The 20,235-nt window shown below is 62.5% G+C and carries 23 protein-coding genes; 11 read left to right on the top strand and 12 right to left on the bottom strand.

Going from position 1 to position 20,235, the window contains the following annotated elements; genetic code table 11:
* Positions 1-21: 21 nt before the first annotated feature.
* Positions 22-1,347, bottom strand: a complete 1,326-nt coding sequence (locus RBH20_RS01010) for an extracellular solute-binding protein (protein ID WP_306704614.1) — start codon at positions 1,345-1,347, stop codon at positions 22-24.
* Between the two features lie 362 nt (positions 1,348-1,709).
* On the opposite strand from RBH20_RS01010, the gene RBH20_RS01015 reads away from it, so the two are divergent.
* The 3 genes from RBH20_RS01015 (at position 1,710) to RBH20_RS01025 (ending at position 3,875) form a co-directional block, all read left to right on the top strand.
* Complete coding sequence (locus tag RBH20_RS01015; RefSeq protein ID WP_373567946.1) at positions 1,710-2,924, top strand: PQQ-binding-like beta-propeller repeat protein; 1,215 nt, start codon at positions 1,710-1,712, stop codon at positions 2,922-2,924.
* Positions 2,925-2,966: 42 nt separating this feature from the next.
* A complete protein-coding gene (locus RBH20_RS01020; protein WP_058992814.1) occupies positions 2,967-3,437 on the top strand; it encodes a pyruvoyl-dependent arginine decarboxylase in 471 nt (156 codons plus the stop codon).
* An 84-nt stretch (positions 3,438-3,521) separates the two neighbouring features.
* Positions 3,522-3,875 carry a DUF5811 family protein gene (locus RBH20_RS01025; protein ID WP_058992812.1) on the top strand — a complete coding sequence of 118 codons (354 nt, stop codon included), beginning with the start codon at positions 3,522-3,524 and terminating at the stop codon, positions 3,873-3,875.
* An 89-nt stretch (positions 3,876-3,964) separates the two neighbouring features.
* On the opposite strand, the gene RBH20_RS01030 is transcribed toward RBH20_RS01025, so the two are convergent.
* The 4 genes from RBH20_RS01030 to RBH20_RS01045 all read right to left on the bottom strand — a co-directional run bounded on the left by RBH20_RS01030 (position 3,965) and on the right by RBH20_RS01045 (position 7,153).
* Entirely contained in the window at positions 3,965-4,279 is a 315-nt protein-coding gene (locus RBH20_RS01030; protein ID WP_306704616.1) for a nucleoside triphosphate pyrophosphohydrolase, read from the bottom strand.
* 154 nt (positions 4,280-4,433) lie between these two features.
* Entirely contained in the window at positions 4,434-4,628 is a 195-nt protein-coding gene (locus RBH20_RS01035; protein WP_306704617.1) for a hypothetical protein, read from the bottom strand.
* Positions 4,629-4,698: 70 nt separating this feature from the next.
* Positions 4,699-6,504: a translation initiation factor IF-2 gene (gene infB / locus RBH20_RS01040; RefSeq protein ID WP_306704618.1), complete on the bottom strand. Its 1,806-nt coding sequence runs from the start codon at positions 6,502-6,504 to the stop codon at positions 4,699-4,701.
* Between the two features lie 94 nt (positions 6,505-6,598).
* Positions 6,599-7,153, bottom strand: a complete 555-nt coding sequence (locus RBH20_RS01045; RefSeq protein ID WP_306704620.1) for a plastocyanin/azurin family copper-binding protein — start codon at positions 7,151-7,153, stop codon at positions 6,599-6,601.
* A gap of 196 nt (positions 7,154-7,349) precedes the next feature.
* Here RBH20_RS01045 and RBH20_RS01050 point away from each other — a divergent pair, with 196 nt between their 5' ends.
* A complete protein-coding gene (locus RBH20_RS01050) occupies positions 7,350-7,589 on the top strand; it encodes a PRC-barrel domain-containing protein (RefSeq protein ID WP_004518435.1) in 240 nt (79 codons plus the stop codon).
* Complete coding sequence (locus tag RBH20_RS01055) at positions 7,590-8,048, top strand: NOB1 family endonuclease (protein WP_004518436.1); 459 nt, start codon at positions 7,590-7,592, stop codon at positions 8,046-8,048. It begins immediately after the preceding gene.
* Here the strand turns inward: RBH20_RS01055 and RBH20_RS01060 are convergent.
* From RBH20_RS01060 to RBH20_RS01070, 3 genes are read right to left on the bottom strand one after another with little or no spacing between them, the layout of a single operon-like run.
* Complete coding sequence (locus RBH20_RS01060; protein WP_005536159.1) at positions 8,045-8,191, bottom strand: CopG family transcriptional regulator; 147 nt, start codon at positions 8,189-8,191, stop codon at positions 8,045-8,047. The genes RBH20_RS01055 and RBH20_RS01060 overlap by 4 nt on opposite strands.
* A gap of 56 nt (positions 8,192-8,247) precedes the next feature.
* The gene (locus RBH20_RS01065; RefSeq protein WP_306704627.1) at positions 8,248-9,390 is read right to left on the bottom strand and encodes a CPBP family intramembrane glutamic endopeptidase; all 1,143 of its coding nucleotides are present in this window, start codon (positions 9,388-9,390) and stop codon (positions 8,248-8,250) included.
* A gap of 23 nt (positions 9,391-9,413) precedes the next feature.
* A complete protein-coding gene (locus RBH20_RS01070; RefSeq protein ID WP_306704629.1) occupies positions 9,414-10,724 on the bottom strand; it encodes a glucose-6-phosphate isomerase in 1,311 nt (436 codons plus the stop codon).
* Between the two features lie 126 nt (positions 10,725-10,850).
* Between RBH20_RS01070 and RBH20_RS01075 the strand changes: the two genes are divergently transcribed.
* Together RBH20_RS01075 and RBH20_RS01080 are read left to right on the top strand one after the other, a co-directional pair.
* The gene (locus RBH20_RS01075) at positions 10,851-11,399 is read left to right on the top strand and encodes a hypothetical protein (protein ID WP_306704631.1); all 549 of its coding nucleotides are present in this window, start codon (positions 10,851-10,853) and stop codon (positions 11,397-11,399) included.
* Positions 11,400-11,494: 95 nt separating this feature from the next.
* Complete coding sequence (locus RBH20_RS01080) at positions 11,495-11,962, top strand: DUF5812 family protein (RefSeq protein ID WP_306704633.1); 468 nt, start codon at positions 11,495-11,497, stop codon at positions 11,960-11,962.
* Positions 11,963-11,988: 26 nt separating this feature from the next.
* Here the strand turns inward: RBH20_RS01080 and RBH20_RS01085 are convergent, their stop codons facing one another.
* The gene (locus RBH20_RS01085; RefSeq protein WP_306704635.1) at positions 11,989-12,303 is read right to left on the bottom strand and encodes a hypothetical protein; all 315 of its coding nucleotides are present in this window, start codon (positions 12,301-12,303) and stop codon (positions 11,989-11,991) included.
* Between the two features lie 101 nt (positions 12,304-12,404).
* On the opposite strand from RBH20_RS01085, the gene secF reads away from it, so the two are divergent.
* Together secF and RBH20_RS01095 are read left to right on the top strand one after the other, a co-directional pair.
* Entirely contained in the window at positions 12,405-13,268 is an 864-nt protein-coding gene (secF, locus tag RBH20_RS01090) for a protein translocase subunit SecF (protein WP_306704637.1), read from the top strand.
* A complete protein-coding gene (locus RBH20_RS01095) occupies positions 13,265-14,818 on the top strand; it encodes a preprotein translocase subunit SecD (RefSeq protein ID WP_306704640.1) in 1,554 nt (517 codons plus the stop codon). Before secF ends, RBH20_RS01095 begins: the two co-directional genes overlap by 4 nt.
* A gap of 151 nt (positions 14,819-14,969) precedes the next feature.
* Here RBH20_RS01095 and rnhB read toward each other — a convergent pair whose 3' ends face one another.
* From rnhB to RBH20_RS01110, 3 genes are all read right to left on the bottom strand, one after another.
* Complete coding sequence (rnhB, locus tag RBH20_RS01100) at positions 14,970-15,605, bottom strand: ribonuclease HII (RefSeq protein WP_306704642.1); 636 nt, start codon at positions 15,603-15,605, stop codon at positions 14,970-14,972.
* 57 nt (positions 15,606-15,662) lie between these two features.
* A complete protein-coding gene (locus RBH20_RS01105; RefSeq protein WP_306704644.1) occupies positions 15,663-16,940 on the bottom strand; it encodes a tRNA pseudouridine(54/55) synthase Pus10 in 1,278 nt (425 codons plus the stop codon).
* 82 nt (positions 16,941-17,022) lie between these two features.
* On the bottom strand, positions 17,023-18,138 hold the full coding sequence (locus RBH20_RS01110) for a mechanosensitive ion channel family protein (RefSeq protein ID WP_306704646.1): 1,116 nt from the start codon (positions 18,136-18,138) through the stop codon (positions 17,023-17,025).
* A gap of 89 nt (positions 18,139-18,227) precedes the next feature.
* On the opposite strand from RBH20_RS01110, the gene RBH20_RS01115 reads away from it, so the two are divergent.
* Together RBH20_RS01115 and RBH20_RS01120 are read left to right on the top strand one after the other, a co-directional pair.
* Positions 18,228-19,040, top strand: a complete 813-nt coding sequence (locus tag RBH20_RS01115) for an undecaprenyl-diphosphate phosphatase (protein ID WP_306704648.1) — start codon at positions 18,228-18,230, stop codon at positions 19,038-19,040.
* Between the two features lie 55 nt (positions 19,041-19,095).
* Positions 19,096-19,962 (top strand): CheF family chemotaxis protein, encoded by an 867-nt coding sequence (locus RBH20_RS01120; RefSeq protein WP_306704650.1) that lies wholly within the window; start codon positions 19,096-19,098, stop codon positions 19,960-19,962.
* Positions 19,963-20,235: the final 273 nt, after the last annotated feature.

Genomic DNA, 20,235 nt, shown 5'->3' on the forward strand with positions numbered 1-20,235 from the left:
ATAGATCTTGAACCGCGTCACTCAGAGCAGGCCGATGTCCTGGTAGAGGCGCTCGATGTTGTCGTAGGCATCGCTGAGTGCTGCCTCAGGGTCTTTGTTACCCAGCAGTGCCGGCGTGAGTTGTTCGTTAAGATAGTCGTCGACCTGTGGCTGGGCCATGTACGTCTCGCTTTTCGCGTTCTCGAGGTTGAACCGCATATCCTCGAGCAGCCAGGAGGGGTACTCGCTTTGGACCTCGTCGTCTTCGTACACCTCCGGAACAACAGCCGGGTTCCCCTCGACGAGCATGTTGTTCTTGGACGACGCCCGGGTCGTCATGAAGCGGGCGAACTCCTTGGCTGCGCCCTTCCGTTCGGAGAACGCTGAAACGCTGATACCATTCGTGTCTTGGAAAGTCGCGCGGCTCTCCGGCCCCTTCGGCGGCTTAGCGCTCCCGATTCGGCCCTCGTCCCATTCGTCGATGGCACGGGATCCGAGCGGCGTCCAGGATTCAACGGTCGCGTACTGGCCGGCGATGAAGTTGTCACCGACACCACCCTCGCCGAGGCTGGACATTCCGTCTGGGATGATGCCCCGCTCGCGGAGCCCATTGAAGAACTCCAGTACCTCTTTGCCTTCCTCGACGAACACCGGCTCGTAGCTGTCGTTGAACAGCCGGCCGCCGGCCTGGTAGAGGAACTGCTTGAAACTGAACACGGACTTGCCGGACCAGGTGAACGCGAACCCGGACTTGTCGCCCTGTGAGAGCTGTTCGCCCTGACTCAGAACCTCGTCCCACGTGTCCGGCGGCGCATCGAAGCCCTGGTCGTTCAGGTACTGCTGGTCGTAGAGGTAGCTCCCCCACTTCCCGAACTCGGGGGCCATGTAAGTTTGGCCGTCGAACTGAACGAGCTCGTTCAGCGAGTCGGGGAACTTGCTCATGTGGTCGCTTCCGAGGCCGATCGGCTCGAGCCAGTCGGAACTGACGAAGTCAGCCAGCCACCAGGTCGGGCCGTTGAAGGCGTCGACGGTACTGTCCTGGTTCCGCCAGATCGTCGTCAGACTGGTCTTGAGGTTACTCCACGGGACCTCATTGACTTCCACGGAGATGCCTGTCTCCTCCTCGAACCGCTCGATGTTGGCTTCCGTACCCGGGTCGAACTCCAGCGACCCGGCGTTGTAGAACACGATTTCGTCCGCCATCGTTTCCGAGCCGGTGCCGGTCGTGGCACCGTCGGAGCTTTCGCCGCCGGAGCCGTCCTCCGTGCTTGAATCGGAGCCGCCGCTGCAGCCAGCGAGTGCCGCCGTCCCGATGACACCGGCACTTTTGATGAACGTTCGACGAGTGCGTTTTGAATTCTTCTGCATGCAATCGCTCACGAGACAGCCATGGATTATAAATTATGGGGTAATTAAAAATGAAGATTAATATCGTAACAGATACCATAAGCCTGTAAATGACTGCTTTAGTCGCTAAAATGATTTTTGAGAAGTTAAATTCGTTGTGGTTGGGATATTTACGTATTCTCACTTGCTATTTTGCGTGATTGATTTCGCTCACAAATCTGAATTCAGGCATGTTTTGAACGATCCGTTCACCGAATCGTGCAGACCCGGCAACCGACTGAATCGGACTTCCGTCATTCGGTTCGGCATTGAGACGCCCGAAGATCGACTGTGACCCACATGACCCCGCGCGATTTAAGCCACCCCGTCCGGTATCGATGTCCGTGACAGAGCGCGGACGGACGCGGCGGGCATTCTTGGGGACGCTCGCAGCGACGACAGTCGGTGCGGTCGCGGGGTGTCAATCGCAGTTCAATCCGCTCGCATCGACGGCGCTTGATGAACACGCCGCCACGCAGTTCCGGCAGGGGCTCCTGAACCAGGGATATCAGGACGTATCAGTTCCGGATGCTGTTGAGCGGGCCTGGGAACTGCCGGCGAACCGCGGGGACCACACAGCGGCGAAAGGCAGCCCTGCGATGGCACCGACAGGTGACCTGATTCTGGCTGACGATACCGGCCGCGTGCGGGCCATCGCACCGGATGGCGAGGTTCAGTGGTCGACGACGATCACGCAGGCGACGCGCGGGAGCCACGGCACGCCGGCCATCGCCAACGACACCGTCTACATCGGGGCCTACGACGGCGCGCTGTCGGCACTGGATCTCGAAACCGGCCGGCGGCGCTGGCGGACGGAGCTGGGTGATGCCATCGGCGCGAGTCCGACCTACTACAACGGGTCGCTGTACGTCGCTGTCGAGCACGCGGCTCCGAGCGGCAGCGTCGTCGCTGTCAGCGCCGCGACCGGCGACGTGCAGTGGCGCGACAGCCGGCCGACCGACCACCCACACTCGACGGTGGCGCTGGACCGCGAACACGGCCGATTGTTGTTTGGCTCCAATGACGGCTACTGCTACGCGTGGTCGTTTCCGGGTTTTGAGCAAGCCTGGCGCTACGACACTGGCGGCGACGTGAAAGCTCCCATCGCTGTCGCCGACGGGACAGCCATCGTGTCGTCGTGGGCTGAGACAGTCACCGCTGTCGACGTGACCGATGGTTCGGAACTGTGGACCTTCAAGGCCGACGCTGACGTGATGTGCGCGCCGGCAGTCCACGACGGCACCGTCTACGTCGGCAGCCACGACGACAGGGTGTACGCAATCGATCTCGTCAGCGGCGCGGAGCAGTGGCGGTACGACACCGGCGGGTGGATTATTGGGAGTGTCGTCGCTACCCGGGAGCACGTACTCGTCGGGTCCTACGACGGGCGGTTGTACGCATTGGAGCGGGACTCGGGTGCAGTGGCGTGGTCCATCGAGAGCCGCGGCCACGTGACGAGTGCGCCGCTGGTGACTGCCGACGGCATCTACTACGCCGAGCGTGCAGTCGACGGCGACTGGAACCGACCGGGGATGTGCTACAGACTCGTTCCGGCATAACGAAGCGAAACCCCTTACCCCACGGCCCGTCGACTCTCGACTATGAGTACTATCCGGGTCGTCTGGGGGACTGCGACCGGCCCGACCGCGCTGGCCGCGTACGACGCGGCACTCGCCGAGGCGGGCGTCCACAACTACAATCTCATCTCGCTGTCGTCTGTCATTCCTGCTGAGCCAACTATTGAGGTAGTGGAGACAGCGCCAGACCTAGGGCCGCCCGGCGAAGCGCTGGAGGTCGTCCAGTCTTCGGCGACCGTCGCACCGGGCGAGCGCGGCGCGGCGGGCATCGGCTGGGCCCGCAGCGAGGACGGGCCGGGCATCTTCTACGAGGTCGACGGCACCAGCGAGGACGCGGTCAGGATGGAAATCCGTGAGGGGCTAGCCGCCGGTCGGGACCTGCGGGACTGGGAGTTCGTTGAGGAGAATGTCTACGTCGAGTCGGCGTCCGACGACGCCGAGTACGCCAGTGCTGTCGTTCTCGCCACCTACGGCGAGAGCCACCCCGTCGTGTAAGCGGCGTTGCACCGACGGTTCCGGCCAGAACTGTGCTCGACCCTGGGTTTTTAGTCTTCCCCCCCATAGAGACAGAGAACGTTCATGTACGGCAATACGTCGTTTGGTGGGGAGACGGAAGAAGTGACGCTGACCGCAGAACAGCGTGAGGAGCTCCGTCAGGATCTCTCAAGCGTTGCCGCCCGGACCCGCGAACTCCTGCCCGGCGAGTTCGTCGTTGGTTCTGAAATCAGTAACAGCACGACAGGCCCACGGGCCACAATCGCAGTCCAGCCCCCGGTCGGATCGGTCGTCAGCGCTGACTACACGCCGGAAGACCCGGAAAGTGCGAGCATCTCCGCTGCTGAGCGCGACGACCTCGCGCAGGGCATCGCCGCCTCCGCCGCCCTGCAAGTCAAGCAAGTGATGGGCGACGATACGTCGCCGACCGCGCAGTAACAGTCGCTGTTTTTGTGGTTGTAGATGGACAAATAGAGCCTTCAGAACGCTCGTATTTCAGCTCACAGACAGAACGTGATACAGACTTTCTACTCGTCGACTCGTTCGAGAACAATCCCCTCATCAAAACGCCCCCGTTGTTCGGCCTTCAGTGCTCGCTTGTCCCGTAGTTCTTCACCAGTAACCCCTCTGTCTTTTCGAATCGCGTGGATTACTTCAAGAATATCTACCAGTTCCTCGATCTCGTGGCTTTCTCGATACTCTGCCACCTCTTCTTCTAACTTATCGACCAGCCGCTCGGAGTACTCGTCTTCGCCTGCGAGCGAGACTGTCGGCGTTTCCCCGTTTTTCTCGATCACTTCTGGAATCTTGTCTCGAACCAATTTATCAAATTCTCTCGCCATATCATTCACTTCTGACACTATATCGTAGTGGTGTGATGAACAATTCCCGGGAAGCGTTGTTAGAAATATGACCGGCGTTCGGAGGAACGACTCGTTTGTAAATAATCCTATTACACGCTCAAGCCGAAGCGGTGGGTAGATAGAGACACTACCGTCAGGAGCGTCGTCCGTCCGCGACCGGCGGATTGTAAAACAGCGCGTAGCCGATGGAGCCGGTCGCCGGGAGGCTGCCGGCACTCAGCGCCGTGACGAAACTAAGCGAAGTAACCACGGCACCGAGCGACGCCAGTAGCATCGAGAGGGCGATGCTGGCAAGCACGAGGTCAGGCATCGACAGGGACCCAGGCATTCGTGTCTATACGGAGACACGCTTCCTAATTAAATATTATTACTCGCGCAAACAGCGCACCGAGTACCGCCTATTTCCCCCAGAAGGGGTCGCGGTTTCGGTGTTTCTCCAGATACATCGACAGCGCCTCGCGCTCGTCGACGGAGATGTCTTCCTTGAGCTCCTGTTCCAGAATCTTCGCGTGCTTCTCCGGAATCTCGACCCAGAGGTCGTCGCCTTCCTCGATCTGGCGGCCGACGGTCGGTCCCTGGATAGAGACGGCCATACGCTCTCCGGCGCGGGCCGAGTCGACGTCTTCGCCCTCGTCCTGAATCGTTTTGAGGGTCCCGACGCGGTTCGCTTCGCCGTTGTCCCACCTGATGACGTTGACGTTCCGGCGGAGTTCACCGGAGAGGATCTCGACGCCGACGACGGCCGGGTCGGACTGGCGGAAGGTGTGGTCCTGTAGAATCCGGAACTTCGCAGGTCGGGTGATGTTCTCCAGAATCTGTTCCTGCTGGGCTTCCTCGATGGCGGTAACGTGGTCGTCGTAGGACTCGACGAGTTGGTAGATGACGTCGTCCTCGAACAGTTCCACGTCCTCCTGTTCGGCGAGGTCCCGCGCGTCATCGAGCACTTCGACACTGAACGCCAGAATCGCCTGATTGGTTGGCTCGCCGGCGGTTTCGGCGACTCGCACATCCCGCGGTGCGACCGCGCCGACCTCGGCCCGCATCACTGGGATTTCTTCCTCTTCGAGCGTACTGGAGAGGGCCTCCAGCGATCCGAGCGTGTCGGCCTTGATGACGACCCCTTCCTCCTGTGTCGTCACCTCGATTTCGGCGAGTTCTTCCTCCACCTCAGCGATGACCTCGCTGCGGTCGCGGTCGCGGATGACGCGGATCGGCGCGCCGGCCATCGCGTCGCCGAGGTCCGGCGCGGCGATTTTGACACCGTCGGCGGCGGCAACTTGGCCGACCTGTTCGAACTCCTGTTCGGTCCGGATCTCTTCAAGCGGACGCGGCCGGAGCAGGGCGCGCACGTCGGTGACAATTGGCCCTTGCAGCCCGCCGACGACGATGGTATCGTCGTTACGGATCGTCCCGTCGTAGACGATGGCGTCGAGCGTCGTCCCGAATCCCTGGGTGTCTTTCACTTCGAGGACGGTCCCGACACCGGGGCCGGTAGTGTCGATCTCCATCTCCTCTTTCATGTAGCGCTGGGACAGCCCCATCATCACCGTCAGCAGGTCGGGGATACCCTCGCTGGTTTCGGCTGAGACCGGCACGACACCGATGTTGGCTTGGAAGTTCTGGACCCGCCAGTACATATCCGCGGAGAAGCCGTTGTCCGAGAGTTCGCCGATAATCTCGTACAGCTTCTCGTTGAGGTCGGACTGCACGCGGTCGGACTGGGCGTCCATCGTCTGCTGGACTGGTTGCCCCTCATTGGGGTTCCAGCCCGGGACGGTGTCGATCTTGTTTGCGGCAACGATAAACGGTGTCTGCGTTCGCTTGAGGATGTCAATGGCCTCCAGCGTCTGGGGCTGGAAGCCGTCGTTGACATCGACGACGAGGATGGCGATGTCGGCGAGCGCGCCACCTCGGGAGCGGAGCGTCGAGAAGGAGTGGTGGCCTGGCGTGTCGATGAACAGTAGGCCAGGCAGGTCGAAATCTGTTGGATCGACCAGATCTCCCGCGATCTCGGAAATCACGTCAAGTGGGACGGCTGTCGCGCCGATATGCTGTGTAATCGCGCCCGATTCGCCGGCAGTGACGGCCGAACCGCGGATCTTGTCGAGCAGGCTCGTCTTCCCGTGGTCGACGTGGCCCAGAACGGCGACGATGGGCGTCCGCAGGGTGTCGTCGGTGGCTGTTGTGGGGTCCGTGTCAGACATAGATGGCTCCAGAAGTTGTCAGAACCGAGTCGTCGGTGGCAGTTAAGTTCGTCGTCATCAAACGCACGCAACCGAATGTGGGGCTAAGCGGCCGTCACTCGGTTACAGTGAACGACCCCGTCATGCCGACGCTCTGGTGGGGCACGCAGTGGTACTCGTACTCTCCGGGGACCTCGAACGTGTAGGCGTATTCGTAGCCCGAACTGTACGTCTTCCCGTTGTCTCCAGGCGTCCCGGACCAGTTGCTACCGGATGGCGTTGCGGTCGGTTTGACGTTGTGGCCGCCGGCCTCCCAGACCCACAGCACGGTGCTTCCAACAGAGACCTCGAACGTTTCCGGGTCGAAGCTGAGGCTTTCCGGCCCGACGGCGACTTGCTGGTCGGCCTCTACCGGCGTTCCAGTGGGTGTCGGCGTTTCCGTCGGAGTGGCAGTCTCAGTCGGTGTCGGTGTTTCGGGTGGGGTGGCGGTTTCTGTCGCCGTCGTCACTGAATCAGTCGGCGTTGCTGTCGCAGTACGGGTCGGTGTTTGCATAGCGGTGGCTGTCTCCTTTGGGGATGATTCACCGCTGTCGCCATCACTGCAGCCCGCGACAGTCCCAGTAACGACGGCCGTGAGCGCGCCGAGAAACTGACGCCTGTTCCGGTCCATGCGTACTCGTGGGATGCCTGTCGCTTATGACTGCTGCCTCCTGTGACCGTGCGCCCTTGGGCACAGAACGGCACCACCGGTGAATCGACAGTTGCTGACGCATAGTTTCTATCCGTGACCGTCGCTGTCAGCGACCATCGGTTTCTCGCCAGACATCCCCGTGGCGTTTATGTAACCTCGTTCGGAACAAAGGGGTATGGCTGCAATACTCGCAGAAAACCTGTCGGGGAAAGACGTGATGGGGACTGACGGTGCGGAGATCGGCAGTCTCTACAATATCACGATGGACTTCTCCTCGGGCGCGTTGCACAACCTCGTTATTGACCCCGCGGAGTCGCTCCGCAACACGAACTTCGAGTACAGCGATCAGGGCCGCCTGCTTGTCCCAGTTGAGCGGGTCAAGGCGGTGAAAGACCACATGATCGTCAAACGCTAGATGTACGTCCTTGACTCCTCGGCATTTATCAACGAGTATCACACCGACGAGCAGATAGCGACGATTCCGCTCGTCAGAGAGGAACTGGAAGACGAGGCCGCCTATCGCTTCGACGCCCTCGAAGGTTCGGGGATGCACCTTCACATTCCCGAGGACAACACTGTCGAGCGCATCGAACGCGCCGCCAGTGAGACCGGCGATCTGGCGGAGCTCTCGGAAACCGATATCCGGCTGATCGCAGCCGCGTTCGAACTCGACAGCCGCCTCGTCACGGACGACTACGCGATGCAAAACGTCGCGGAGAAACTCGACGTGGCGGTCGAAGTCATCGCCCGCGAGGGGATTTCCGAACAGCGAGAGTGGCTGTTCCAGTGTGCTGGCTGTGGCCGCGAGTTCGACGAGAACCGCGACCGCTGTCCCATCTGTGGGAGCTCGCTTTCGCGGAAAAACCCGGCTTAGACGGTCTGTTCGTCCCGGGCTTCGAGCCCGAGATCGACTAGCTGCGACAGCACTTCCTCCTCTGTGATGCCGTAGCGCCGCGCAAGCGTTTCGATAATCCGCGCTTGATCGTCATCACAGACGATGGTGAACCGCCGAGCCATACCATCGCATACAACCGTTGGTCGCATAAACACCCGTCAGACAACGGTCTGACGGCTCAGACTGCCGGATTTCCTGTAATCTCGATGTACAATGTGAGAAACTGGATGGCGTTGAACGCCCCGTGAATAAAGATGGGCACGAGCAGGTTCTCGGTCTTGAGATAGCTCAGGCCCAGCAGCGTCGAGAGGACGAACACTAGCAGTAGCGAGAGAACGGTCTGTGTCGGCGTGCCGGCGGCGTACTGTCCGAAGTGGACGACGCCGAAGACGGCGCTGGTGAGTATAATCGCCTGGAATTCACCGAAATCATCGTAGAGGTACTTCTGGATGAGGTTCCGGTAAATGAACTCTTCGCTCGGTGCGATAGTCAGAAACGCGAGCGGGACCATCACGAGCAGGAACGACGGGTCCTCGCGGGCCAGTTCTTCGACGCTGCTCCGCGCGGCTTCCAGCCCGAGCGCCTGAATGAGGTAACTGAAGCCAAACAGCGCGACCATGAGAATGACGACGCCGCCGACGCTGTAGCCGATGTCACGGAGACTGGGGCGCTGCAGGTCCAGATCGGTCCAGGTCCGGTTTAGTCGGCTGGCGACGGCTGCCCCAAAGCCGACGAAGCCGACGCCGAGGCCGATAGTGAGCGTAACATACGCGGGGCCGGTGACAGTCCCGCCTTCCAGCGCCGCGGCGCTGACCAGCCCTCCCGCCGCGGCCCCGAGAACGATGAACTGGGCGAACACCGTGCCCACGAGGAAGCCGGCCAGCCCGATTCCGGTTGCGACCGAGAGCGCTCTGGCAATCGTGTACAGCCGGTCGTTTGGTACGCCGGTCGCCAGCGCCCAGCCCAGCGCAACCGTCACGCCGCCGGCCAGCACTGTGAGATACACAGCGGTGCCGACGGTGGCCTCGACGCCAGTACGCAACTCCGGCCCGAAGAAGGCGACGAGTGTCGCGAGGGTTGCGACGATGCCCGCACCTGCTGCGCCCAGACCCGCCTGTCTGTGGTCGAGTGCGCCGTGACGGACAAGTGAGAAGGCGAGCGCGGCGACGACAAAGCCGGCGGTGGCGACCTGTCGGGCGGTGACTGGGCCAACAGTCGTCGTCGGTGTCATCCAGCCAACGACGCCAGTTTCTGTGGCGACGAGTACGACGAGACCGAGGCCAGCGGCGAGCACACCCCAGTTCGCGGCAGTGTCGTCCATTATCGGCAGTCCGTTGCGCCGGCCTAAAGGGACTCCGTTTCACCGATCCGCAGTCGCTCACGTTCGTCGATTACCGCCGTCTCGTCTGTCGCTTCGCCGCGAATGAGCGCTCGCGTGGCGTTTTTACCCCACTCGACAGCGGGCTGAGTGAACGTCTCCACGTCCGCGAGTTCACCGACCAGGACGCAGGCTGCCTCCATCGCGTACAGGAGTTCCCCGACGCTTTCGGCGTCGAGACGGTCGATCTCGACTTCCAGGGCCGGCCGGTCAGCCGCCGGCAGGCTCGCGACTGTCGCCTCGTACTCGGCGTCGATGAGGCCGCCGAGGTCAGTTCCAGCGAGATACGACAGGTCCTCGTGGTCCGGGTCGGGAATCGCCACGTCGGCGCGCTCCCGCGGCCGAACAAACGTGACGACCTTGTCCCGATGGCCGGCGCGGTACAGCTGGAGCTGGGAGTGCTGGTCGGTCGCGCCTAGCGCTCGTGCTGGCGTCTGTCCCCGGCCGTCTTTCCCTAGGCTCTCGGCCCAGAGCTGTGCAAACCATTCGCCGAAGGACTCCAGCCGCTCGGCGTAGGGCATGACGGCGTTGACCGTTGCGCCCGCTTCTTCGAGCGCGTAGGCCATTGCGCCGTAGGCGTAGGCCGGCGAGTCATACAGCGACGGCGCGAGGTCGTCAGCCGCCTTTTTACCGCCGGCAAGCAGCCCCTCGATGTCGATGCCAAGAATCGCTGGCGGAACGAGCCCAACCGCTGACAACGCACTGAAGCGGCCCGGAACGCCCTCGGGAACCGGCAGCGTCGGCAGGTCGTGCTGGTCGGCGAGAGCCCGGAGCGGCCCGGAATCGCCCGTCGTGACGACGATGCGCTCGGTCCAGTCGACGCCCCGGTCCTCGTAGGCCTCGCGGACGACGAGGAAGTTCGCCAGCGTCTCTGCCGTCGTCCCCGAACGGGAGACGACGTTGATGGCTGTGTCAGTGAGCGAGAGCCCGTCGAGCGTCCGCCGGACGTGCTCCGGGTCGACGTTGTCCAGTACGACGTGACTGCCCGGCTCGTCGGCAAGCGCCTCTGTGATGGTTTTCGCTCCCAGCGCGGAGCCACCGATCCCAACGGTGATGACCGATTCGGCGTCGGCGACCGGCGCGACGGCATCGCGGATGACCTCGGCGTCAGTTGTTTCGGGGAGATTCAGCGACGCGTACCCGAACTCGTCGTCGTCCCGACCTTGCTCGATTCGCTCGTGGGCCGTGGCCACCCGCTCGTCCAGTTCCTCAAGCGTCGCTCGCTCGACGCCCGGGTCGGCGGCACTGGCAAGCGCGGCTCCGATATCGACGTGCATACTGGGAGTGTCGACGGGCGGATACAAACAACTCCCGGACGGCATGGCAGGCAGTAGACGTGGCTCCGTTGCCACCACTGGTCGGACAACACCGCGCTTAACCACGCGCTCGCCTAAGCCACAGGTATGACAGACGCGACGGCAGAGCAGTCCGTCACAGCCGACGCCGACGACGACCGGCCCGAACCGTACAACGGGCTCCCCGGCGCGTTCCCGTACGCGTTCCGGGCCACTGATTCGTTGCTGTTCAAAGCCTACGTCCCGGTCGCACTGTTGCTGTCCGTGGCGATTACGCTCGTATTCACCTTCGGGCTGATCACGCAACTCGCCGAAACCGGCAGCGTCCGCGGCGGGACGTTCACCTTCTCCCGGAGCTTCTTCCTGTTCGTTGGACTGTTGCTCGTCGCGCCGCTGCTTGCCCCAGTACTCTCCGTCGCACGCCGCCATCGACGGACCGAATCCTCTGTTGCCTACGACCGCGCTCTCGCCCTCTCCGCGTTCGTATTCATCGGATCAATATACCTCGCGCTGTTAACTTCTGCTCCGGCGGAGCTTCGCGAGCCGACACAGAGCGCTGTCGTTGGCTTCTTCTACTCACTGCCGCCGATTGCTGGCGTCGTCCCGCCGCTGCTCGCAACGCTGGCGATATATCTGACCCACCGGCTGTTGAAGTAGCGCCGCAAGCCTGCGGTTGTCCGCTCCCCTGCGATGACACTCCAGTCCGTTCCCGGGTCGAAACGGGCAAGAACGCCCGTCACGAATGTGTGTCTATGACAGCGATCGAAGGGACATTTCTTGTCACGAACGCCGACGATGCGTCGGCGACGCTTCGGAACGTCGCGGACTCACAAGTGTTGACACTGTCGGACAATCCCGGCGTTGAGGCCGGCGAGGTAGTAGAGGGGACAGTTGAACCGGAGCCGCCGATGGAGGTCACCTACACCGTTACCGAGGTCGCCGAACGGCGCACAATTCCGGTCGAGACGGTCGACCTCGCGCCGACGGCCCAGACGACTGAAATCGCGGCTGAACAGGCCGCTGGCGAGCTAACGACGGTTGAACGGGCTGGCGAGGGCGAGGTACACGTCCTCACGGTCCCAGAAGACGAGACGGCCGAGGCTGCGACGGATGTCGTCGAGGACGAGGCAACTCTCTCGCGAGCGGCTAGGCTCGGCGTCGATCGTGTCGAGGTTCGGACGGCAGATGGCGTCGTCAGCGTGCGCTACTTGCCGGACTGACGCGTTCTCTTATCCGCTCTCGCTGCCTATTCTGTCGGGCCGGCGACGCTCTGGACCTGCCACCCACCGGCGATGCCACACGCCTCGCGCTCGGTGTACACGAATTCGGTGTCTTCGGTCACCGCTGTGCCGCCGTCGACGGATTCGACACGGAGCGGGAAGTCCAGCGTGTCGCCACAGCAGCCGACACCGACGAACTCCGTCCATACGTCGCCCGATGTTGCGGTGTCGTGTGTCTTCCGGAGGTACGCGCGGAACGGCGACCCGTCGATTTTGTCGCGACCCCACCCGCTGAGGTCCGCGGGATACGAAAGCTTGACGCTGATTGCACGCTCGGGCATGGATGGATATACGTGATAGACTGCCATAGATGTACGGCACAGCGGATGTCAGCGGCAGTGATTGGGAAGGCTTATTCCGGCCCGTCTCACACCGTTCCGTCATGTTCGAGTTCGAGGTCCCGGAAGTCGATTACACCCAGTATTCGAACCGCCAACTAGTGGCGGTTCCGCTGGTGGTGCTCGGTCTGGCGCTTGCGGTGCTCGGTGGCTGGTATCTGGTCACCGGAGCGCCAGTATCTCCAAGCATCGACTTCACGGGCGGTTCGGAACTCACCGTCGAGTCGTCTCTCTCACAGGCGGAGCTCAGGGACAATACGTTCGACGAACCCGTGGTTTCCGTCCAACAGGTCGAGGGTGAGAACCGGTATATAATCACGTTTGATTCGTCAAATCTGGAGCCCATTGAGGAAACCGCGCGTTCGAGCGATCAGATGGAGTTCCTCGGTAGCGGGACGACCTCACCGATATTCGGCCAAGAGAACCAACGGCTAGCGGTCGCCGGCATCGGTGTTGCTTTCCTTGGGATGAGTTTGCTTGTCTTTGGGATGTTCCGGTCGGTCGTGCCAAGCATCGCGGTCGTTCTGTCGGCGTTTTCTGACCTCGTCATCCCGCTCGCGGTAATGAACCTCCTCGGAATCAAGCTCTCGCTGGGGACTGTCGCCGCATTGCTGATGCTTATCGGTTACAGCGTCGACTCAGATATCCTGTTGAACAACCACGTCCTCCGCAGGTCCGGCGGGTTCTACGAATCGACGTATCGCGCGATGCGGACTGGTGTGACGATGACGCTGACGTCAATGGCGGCGATGGCGGTGATGGCGATTTCGGCGACGATATTTGGGATCGACCTGATGGCCTCCATTGGGTTCGTTCTCGTTGTGGGACTAGCTGCTGACCTAATGAATACCTATATGCTCAACGTCACGTTGCTTCGCTGGTACAAGTACGAGGGGGTCAAACGATGAGCACACTCAAGGAAAACTGGCGTGTCGTTGCGCTGGTCACGCTGTTGCTACTCAGCGCCGTCGCGCTGTTCGTCCCCGGCGTTCCGCCAGGGACTTCGGATACTGAAGGGGCCGGGGCTGCCAACCAGTCGACAAACCTCCAGTACGGGATTCAGCTTAGCGGTGGGACGCGCATCCAAGCCCCCATTGTCGGCATTACCGCCGAAGGTGTTGAGGTTGCGCCCGCGGATGAGACGACCCTCGAACAATCCGTCTCAGACCAGTTGGGCATCGATTCAATCGACGTACGGGTCTCTAACCGCACTGAAACCGTTGAAGTGTTTGCGAGGAACGTAAGCGAGTCAGAAGTACAGTCCGCGATCGAAGCCGAGGGGTACGAGCCGAGTGAGGTCCGGCCCGGTGTGACCCGAGAAACACGCGAAAATATGGTGTCGGTCATCAACGATAAACTGCGAGAATCAGCCCTCACCGGCGGCTCTGTCCAGCAAGTAAGCTCTCCCGGCGGCCGGAGCTTCATCAGCGTCACAGCCCCAGATAGGGGGCGTGAGGAGCTTATCAGCCTGCTCGAAGAACGTGGCGTCGTTCGCGTGTACGCCGTTCACGACAACACTGAGAACGGATCCTATGTCCGCGAGGAGGTTCTCTCGCAGGAGGATCTGCGCGCCGGATCAGCACAGCGAAGCGAAACGCAGGGAACGCACGTCCCGGTGACAGTCGAACAGGGTGCCGCCGAGCGCTACGCGAACGATATGGTCGAGGCTGGATTCGGTAGTGGATCGACCTGCCGCCGCTCGGACTACGACCACGAGAACCTCCAGAACTCACAGGCGAACTGTCTGGTGACGACGCTGAACGGCGAGCCGGTGTTCGTCGGCGGCGTCGACCCGGGGCTAGGACAGTCCTACCGGAACGGTGACTTCGTCAACAACCCGCAGTTCATCATGCGGACCAGCAATATGTCTGAAGCGACCGAGCTGGAACTCGCGCTGAAAGCTGGTCGGCTGCCGGCCCCACTTGATTTCGACAACGCGGAGAGCCAGACGCTTTCGTCCGCGCTCGCTCAGGAGTTCCAGCAGCGCTCCCTCCTGACTGGCATTCTTGCCGTCATCGCGGTGAGCCTGGTTGTGTATCTCCGGTACGGGCGTCCAGAAGTCGCCCTGCCGATGATTGTCACGGCGCTATCGGAGGTATTCATCCTCCTCGGGTTCGTCGCCTTTGTCCAATATCCGCTGAATCTCTCGCATCTGGCCGGGTTCATCGCGGTCATTGGCACGGGTGTGGACGACCTCATCATTATCGCCGACGAAATCCTCCAGCAGGGGAAAGTCGAAACGGGACGCGTGTTCCAAAGCCGCTTCCGCAAGGCGTTCTGGGTCATTGGCGCGGCCGCGGCGACGACCATCGTCGCCATGAGCCCGCTGATGGTCCTCTCGCTTGGTGACCTTTCCGGGTTCGCTATCATCACCATCGTGGGCGTACTCATCGGTGTACTCGTAACGCGCCCGGCCTACGGTGACATCCTCCGGAGTCTCGTGCTGGACGAGGACTGAGACCCTCGGCTGTACGCCTTTCAGGAATTTCGCCACCGCGAGTACTGTGTCTCAGTTACAGTTAACAGTATGAGCGGTTCCCGCTTTCTGCCTTAGTACGCGGTATTGGTTCGCCTCGAAGACACCACGTTCACTGTCGGCCTGTCCGCGTTCAAAAGTCACCCAGTGTCGACTGTGACGCCGCCGCCAACACGTCGTCACACGTCGACCACGACCGGCGGGCACACGCCGGCAACTCGCCATGTTGGTCGACATAGTCCGCCAGGAAGGCCCGCGTTGTCGGGTCACTGGGATAGCCTGACCCCACGTCGCCGTACTCCGCCGCCAGTTCCGCGACGTGTGTGTCGCGGGCGACCTTCGCGATGATTGAGGCCGCACCGACCAGCGGGTCCGTCTCGTCGGCCCCGTGTTCCGCCCGCACGGTCACCTCGGCGTCGACCGCGTCCGCGACCCGGCGACCGAACCGCGCCGCGTCGGTGTCGCCGGCGTCGACCATCCCCGACAGTCCGTCCCGGGCCACCACCGAGAGCGCCGCTGCCTGCCCCTCGACGGTCAGCGTATTCATGTCCGTCTCGTCGGCATCGATCCGTTCGACCTGAATCTCGGCGACGCCAACGGCGTCCGCCGACTCACGGATTTCCTCGGCCAGTCGCTCACGTCGCTCCGGCTTGATGTCTTTCGAGTCGCCGACACCATTGGGCAGAGCCACGGGGTCAGCCCTGACGGCGGCGGCGAACATCGACCCCAGCACTGGTCCTTTCCCGGCCTCGTCGACGCCGAATCGCATGGCTATCATCTGGATGGCGGTGCAAAAACAGCTTCCGGTCGGACGACTCCGGGAGCGCTACTCTTTGAGGAACTCGTCTGTCGCGAACGGTTCGTCCTCGCCCTGTACGTCGATTACGTCGAGTGCGGTCACCACAGCGTCGGTGTCGAGCAGGCCGGCCAGACTCGGCTCCGTGCGGCCCTCATCGCTGGAGACGAGTTCCTTCACGTACAGGCCGCCCTCGCCGTGGATGCGGAGTTCGGCGTGCCGGTCGTCGGTCAGCTCGCCCTCGGCGTCGTACACCGTCCGCGTTCGGGTGAGGTCGGCCCGTCGGTGGGTGACTCGCTGGGGCGTCTCTTGCTGGATGGTCGCCCCGTCCAGTTCCGTCAGTGCGTCCTGCAGAGCGTCGGCGTCGACCGCGTCGCCGAACTCCACATCCATCCGGTAAGTCTTCGAGGCATCCAGTTCCTTGACGCGTTCGACCATCTCGTGGGTCGCCAGGTGGAGGTCCGTCACCTCAACCTTCCCGTCGGCGAAGGCATTGATGTCGACTTCGAGCTCGTCAGCATCCACGTCGCGTTTGCGGGGTTCCATCACCTCGATGACGAACGGGCGGCCGGAGTCGAGCATCCGGGCGTCTACGTCCTCGCGACCTGCGCCGTGGAACACGGCCTCCTCGCCGTCCATCGCCTCACGGACGACAGGCGCGGACAGTTGCTCGACGCTCTCGTCGTAGCGGTAGCCACTGCCGTCACAGCCGTCACAGGGCTCGCCTTGCCACAGCCCAGTCCCGTTGCAGTCGTTGCAGGGCCACTTCGTCTGGGGGATGTCGCGTTCGAGCTTGCGGTAACGGCCGTAGACGAACGCCGAGTTGACGTGGGTCTCCACTTCGTCCGTTGCGAGGTCGAGCGTGAGCTGGACTGCTGGACGGCCGAACTCCACCTCCGCGCCGGTCAGGTCGCCGATTCGTTTGCCGACTTCGCGGTTGAGTTCGGTCTTCAGCGCTTCGCCGGCGTCGGGGTCTAGCCCCACGTCTTCCCGGAGCAGTTCGTCGTTCTCTTCGAGTAGCGGCGGCACTTTCGTCCCGACCTGATAGGTGTCGAACTCGTAGCCGCGGACGGCACTTGCGGCCTGCTCGGCCCACCACTCGAAGCGGTCACACTCGCCCTCACAGACCCAGCAATCCTCGCTTTCCTCAAAGGGGTCGTCGTCTGCAAGCGCAAGCGTCACCCGAAGGGCGTGCCCTCGTTCGGCGTTGGCCAGCCCGAAACTCCGGTCGGCGAAGAGCCGGCCAAGGCAGGAATCACACAGCGGCCCGGTGGCAAGCGCCGCACGGGCGTCCTCAAGTATACTCATTGCCTGAGCCGACGCGTCGCCCCCGTAATTGCGTTTCGACCTCTCGATCATCGGGTCAGTTGGCCTGCGACCGTGCTTGCGCTCACTCGCCAGTCATGCCGCCGTCGTCTGTGGTTTTGCCTTTTGACTGCGCCTGATCGAACAGTTCGCCCGGAATTTCCTCGGTCGAGACGGAGATGGACCGCTGGGGGAACGGGATTTCGATATCCTCTGCCCGGAATCGCTTGTAGATCGCGCTGTTGAGTTCGTGAGTCGCCCGAGCTGTCAGAGCCGGATTACTGACCCAGCACAGCAGTTCGAAGTTCAGCGCTGAGTTGCCGAACTCCCGGAACCGGACCCGTGGGTTCGGCCGTTCCTGCACGAGGTCTTCGGCTTCGGCCAGTTCCAGAAGAATCTCCTCGACCCGGTCGATATCCGTCCCGTAGGCGACGCCGACAGGGACGCGAATCCGACGCTTGCGCCGCGGCGTCGACTCGTTGACGATGGCGGCGTTGTTGAGCTTCGAGTTCGGAACGGTGACGAGGATGTCGTCACGGGTGCGGATGACCGTCGAGCGGACGGAGATATCCTCGACACGGCCGCGTTCGCCGGTCTCCAGAACGACGAAATCGCCGACTGCGTACGTCCCGTCGAGATACAGCGAGAGCGAGCCGAAAAAATTCGCCAGCGTGTCCCGGGCCGCCAGCCCGACGATGATGCCCATAATCCCCGCTGAGGCCAGAAGCGGCGTCACGTCGATGTCCCAGAGGACTAGCAACAGCAGAATCCCACCGCCCGAGATGAGCGCGCTCCAGACGTTCTGGAGGATGGGGACCATCTGGCGGTCGATGTACGCTGAATCCGTCGCGATGGCGGACGCTTGGCGACCGATGCGCAGTAGCGTCACCATCCAGACGATGACGACTAGCGAGAGCGTCCCGGCCTCCAGCGAGACGGCGATGGCCGGGCGGATGTCGTAAATCTGTGCGCCGGCGTACGCGCCGCCGAGACCGACCGTGACGTACACGGCGGTGTGAATCCCACGGAAGACGATGTCGTCGACATCGCCCTCGATGTGTGGGGTGACCCGTCTGAGCAGCCGGTCACCGAGGACACGGATGACCAGCGCAAGCGCGACCCCGCTGCCGACGAGTACCAGAAACCCTTGCCAGGCCGGCAGTCCCGACAGCAGGTCTACCACCCCGCTTCCCAGTTGCATACCCCCGCTTGGACACCGGGGCTATATATACTGCCACGTCGACGGCCGGAACCGAACGGCCTTTGTCCCGCGGCGTCCGCTCCGTGGGTATGAACCCGATTCTCGTCGCTATTCTGCTGGGCCTGCTGCAAGGGGTGCTGGAATGGATTCCGGTCTCCAGCGAGGGCGGCGTCGCCCTCGCGTCGACGGTGGTCACAGGCGTCTCACCCGCCGCTGCGACCCGCCTCGCACTCTTTCTCCACGCCGGAACGGCGGTTGCGGCCACGGCCTACTACCGCACCGAGGTCCGAACCATCCTCCATTCGATCCGGCAACTCTCGCGTCGTCCGTTCGCCGACGAGACGGCGGACCTCTCGTTTATTATCATCGCGACGGCGGCGACCGCTGTCACTGGTCTCCCCGCGTATATGGTCCTTGACGCGGCCGTTTCGGAGCTTGAGGGTGGTCTCTTTCTGGCGCTGGTCGGCGGCCTGCTCGTCATCACCGGCCTCCTCCAGCGCTTCGCCGCGGCGCTGTCACTGGGAGAGCGTGAGATTCCGGATGGGATCGACGCCGTACTGGTCGGGGTGTTGCAGGGGCTGGCCATCCTCCCCGGTGTCTCCCGGTCTGGAACGACAGTGAGCGCGCTGTTGCTCAGGGGCCACGAGGGTGAGTCGTCGCTTCGACTCTCGTTCTTACTGTCGATTCCGGCCGCGCTCGCTGCCAACGTACTGGTCCTCGTCGATGACGGTGTCCCCGCAATCGACCCGCTGCCGGCCGTCGTCGCGCTCGTTGTGAGCGCCGTCGTCGGCTACCTCACCGTCGACGCGCTGGTCCGACTGGTCCGGCAGGTCCCGTTCTGGGCGGTCTGTACGGTGTTCGGCGGGCTAGGCGTCGCTGGCGGATTGCTTGTCGCGCTGTGAGAGCGGTGCTGGAACTTATTTACCCTTCGGCATCAAATCTGTAGTACCAGCGGCTATGAGTGGTGACGAACGCAAGCTAGTCGACACGTCGGGGGACTTCCAGTACGTCGTCCGCGATGGCGACACGGTGACCGACCCGAAGTGGCGCTCCTGTCGACTCATCGTCACCAACAAGCGACTCATTCTGGCGACGAACGGCTCGAAACAGCCCATTCCTCACTCCAACATCACCCTCCCGTCGAACCCTGACGATCTGGTTCCCGATGGTGGGACTGGCGGTGCAACCGCGCTGGAGGTGGGCAATAACGTCCTCCTCGTCGACACGCCAAACCTAGACGACTTCCAGACGGAGTACGTCCGCGCGACGCTACAGGGTGAGGTCATCCTCGCACGACAGCAAGCGGTCGTCGGTGGCGTCGTTCAGGAGGACGCCGAGTGGCGCAAGGCACGGTTTCAACTAGACGACGACATCATCCGCCTCCAGTTTCCCGGCGGCAAGAGTATGTCCTTCGAAATCGAGGACGTCGGAACCATCGAAACCGAGACCAGTACCGTGATGGGGCAGGAGCGGGATGTCATCGAGGTCGAACACACTGACGACCAAGACCGTAGCGTCGAAACCCATATTTCGGGGATGGATCACCACACGCGGGCGCTGAAGACGCTGTTCACCCGCGTTATCGAGGACCGCGAGGACGATTACGAACTCTCGGAGATGGAGAGCCAGGTGCTGATGGCGCTGTACTCTGGTGTTTCACCGTTCGAGATGTCCGATTTCGTTGGGACGACACCTGACGAGGTCGAGGAAATCTATCAGAAACTGCTTGATGTTGGTGCGGTTGACGAGGTCCGGGTTCGGACCGAGGTTGCGTTGAACGCGCAAGGGCGGAATATGGCGAGTGAAGCGATGAGTGAGAAGTAGTGCGGCGCTGTGCGCCGCAGAACGAACGGCAAAGCCGTGAGTAGCGAGAGCCCGAGCGAAGCGAGGGGTCTCGAAACGCGAACGGGGAGCAGCGCGACCCGTGAGCACCAGTACGGCGCTACGCGCCGCAGAACGACTTCTCTTGACGCCGGGCCGAGAAAATCGGACAGGGACCGGTACTGAGCCGGGGCAGTTGAGCGGTACCGCTGAACGGGAGGACCACTGTGACCCGTGGTTTGCCTCTCGCGGCGGTTAAGTTCCGATGTAGCCCAG

Source organism: Haloarcula sp. H-GB4 (assembly GCF_030848575.1).
GTDB lineage: Archaea > Halobacteriota > Halobacteria > Halobacteriales > Haloarculaceae > Haloarcula.

Coding starts and splice junctions, on each gene's coding strand:
- RBH20_RS01010 (WP_306704614.1), bottom strand. CDS start 1,347: ATGCAGAAGAATTCAAAACGCACTCGTCGAACGTTCATCAAAAGTGCC.
- RBH20_RS01020 (WP_058992814.1), top strand. CDS start 2,967: ATGAGTACTATCCGGGTCGTCTGGGGGACTGCGACCGGCCCGACCGCG.
- RBH20_RS01025 (WP_058992812.1), top strand. CDS start 3,522: ATGTACGGCAATACGTCGTTTGGTGGGGAGACGGAAGAAGTGACGCTG.
- RBH20_RS01030 (WP_306704616.1), bottom strand. CDS start 4,279: ATGGCGAGAGAATTTGATAAATTGGTTCGAGACAAGATTCCAGAAGTG.
- RBH20_RS01035 (WP_306704617.1), bottom strand. CDS start 4,628: ATGCCTGGGTCCCTGTCGATGCCTGACCTCGTGCTTGCCAGCATCGCC.
- infB (WP_306704618.1), bottom strand. CDS start 6,504: ATGTCTGACACGGACCCCACAACAGCCACCGACGACACCCTGCGGACG.
- RBH20_RS01045 (WP_306704620.1), bottom strand. CDS start 7,153: ATGGACCGGAACAGGCGTCAGTTTCTCGGCGCGCTCACGGCCGTCGTT.
- RBH20_RS01050 (WP_004518435.1), top strand. CDS start 7,350: ATGGCTGCAATACTCGCAGAAAACCTGTCGGGGAAAGACGTGATGGGG.
- RBH20_RS01055 (WP_004518436.1), top strand. CDS start 7,590: ATGTACGTCCTTGACTCCTCGGCATTTATCAACGAGTATCACACCGAC.
- RBH20_RS01060 (WP_005536159.1), bottom strand. CDS start 8,191: ATGGCTCGGCGGTTCACCATCGTCTGTGATGACGATCAAGCGCGGATT.
- RBH20_RS01065 (WP_306704627.1), bottom strand. CDS start 9,390: ATGGACGACACTGCCGCGAACTGGGGTGTGCTCGCCGCTGGCCTCGGT.
- RBH20_RS01070 (WP_306704629.1), bottom strand. CDS start 10,724: ATGCACGTCGATATCGGAGCCGCGCTTGCCAGTGCCGCCGACCCGGGC.
- RBH20_RS01075 (WP_306704631.1), top strand. CDS start 10,851: ATGACAGACGCGACGGCAGAGCAGTCCGTCACAGCCGACGCCGACGAC.
- RBH20_RS01080 (WP_306704633.1), top strand. CDS start 11,495: ATGACAGCGATCGAAGGGACATTTCTTGTCACGAACGCCGACGATGCG.
- RBH20_RS01085 (WP_306704635.1), bottom strand. CDS start 12,303: ATGCCCGAGCGTGCAATCAGCGTCAAGCTTTCGTATCCCGCGGACCTC.
- secF (WP_306704637.1), top strand. CDS start 12,405: ATGTTCGAGTTCGAGGTCCCGGAAGTCGATTACACCCAGTATTCGAAC.
- RBH20_RS01095 (WP_306704640.1), top strand. CDS start 13,265: ATGAGCACACTCAAGGAAAACTGGCGTGTCGTTGCGCTGGTCACGCTG.
- rnhB (WP_306704642.1), bottom strand. CDS start 15,605: ATGCGATTCGGCGTCGACGAGGCCGGGAAAGGACCAGTGCTGGGGTCG.
- RBH20_RS01105 (WP_306704644.1), bottom strand. CDS start 16,940: ATGAGTATACTTGAGGACGCCCGTGCGGCGCTTGCCACCGGGCCGCTG.
- RBH20_RS01110 (WP_306704646.1), bottom strand. CDS start 18,138: ATGCAACTGGGAAGCGGGGTGGTAGACCTGCTGTCGGGACTGCCGGCC.
- RBH20_RS01115 (WP_306704648.1), top strand. CDS start 18,228: ATGAACCCGATTCTCGTCGCTATTCTGCTGGGCCTGCTGCAAGGGGTG.
- RBH20_RS01120 (WP_306704650.1), top strand. CDS start 19,096: ATGAGTGGTGACGAACGCAAGCTAGTCGACACGTCGGGGGACTTCCAG.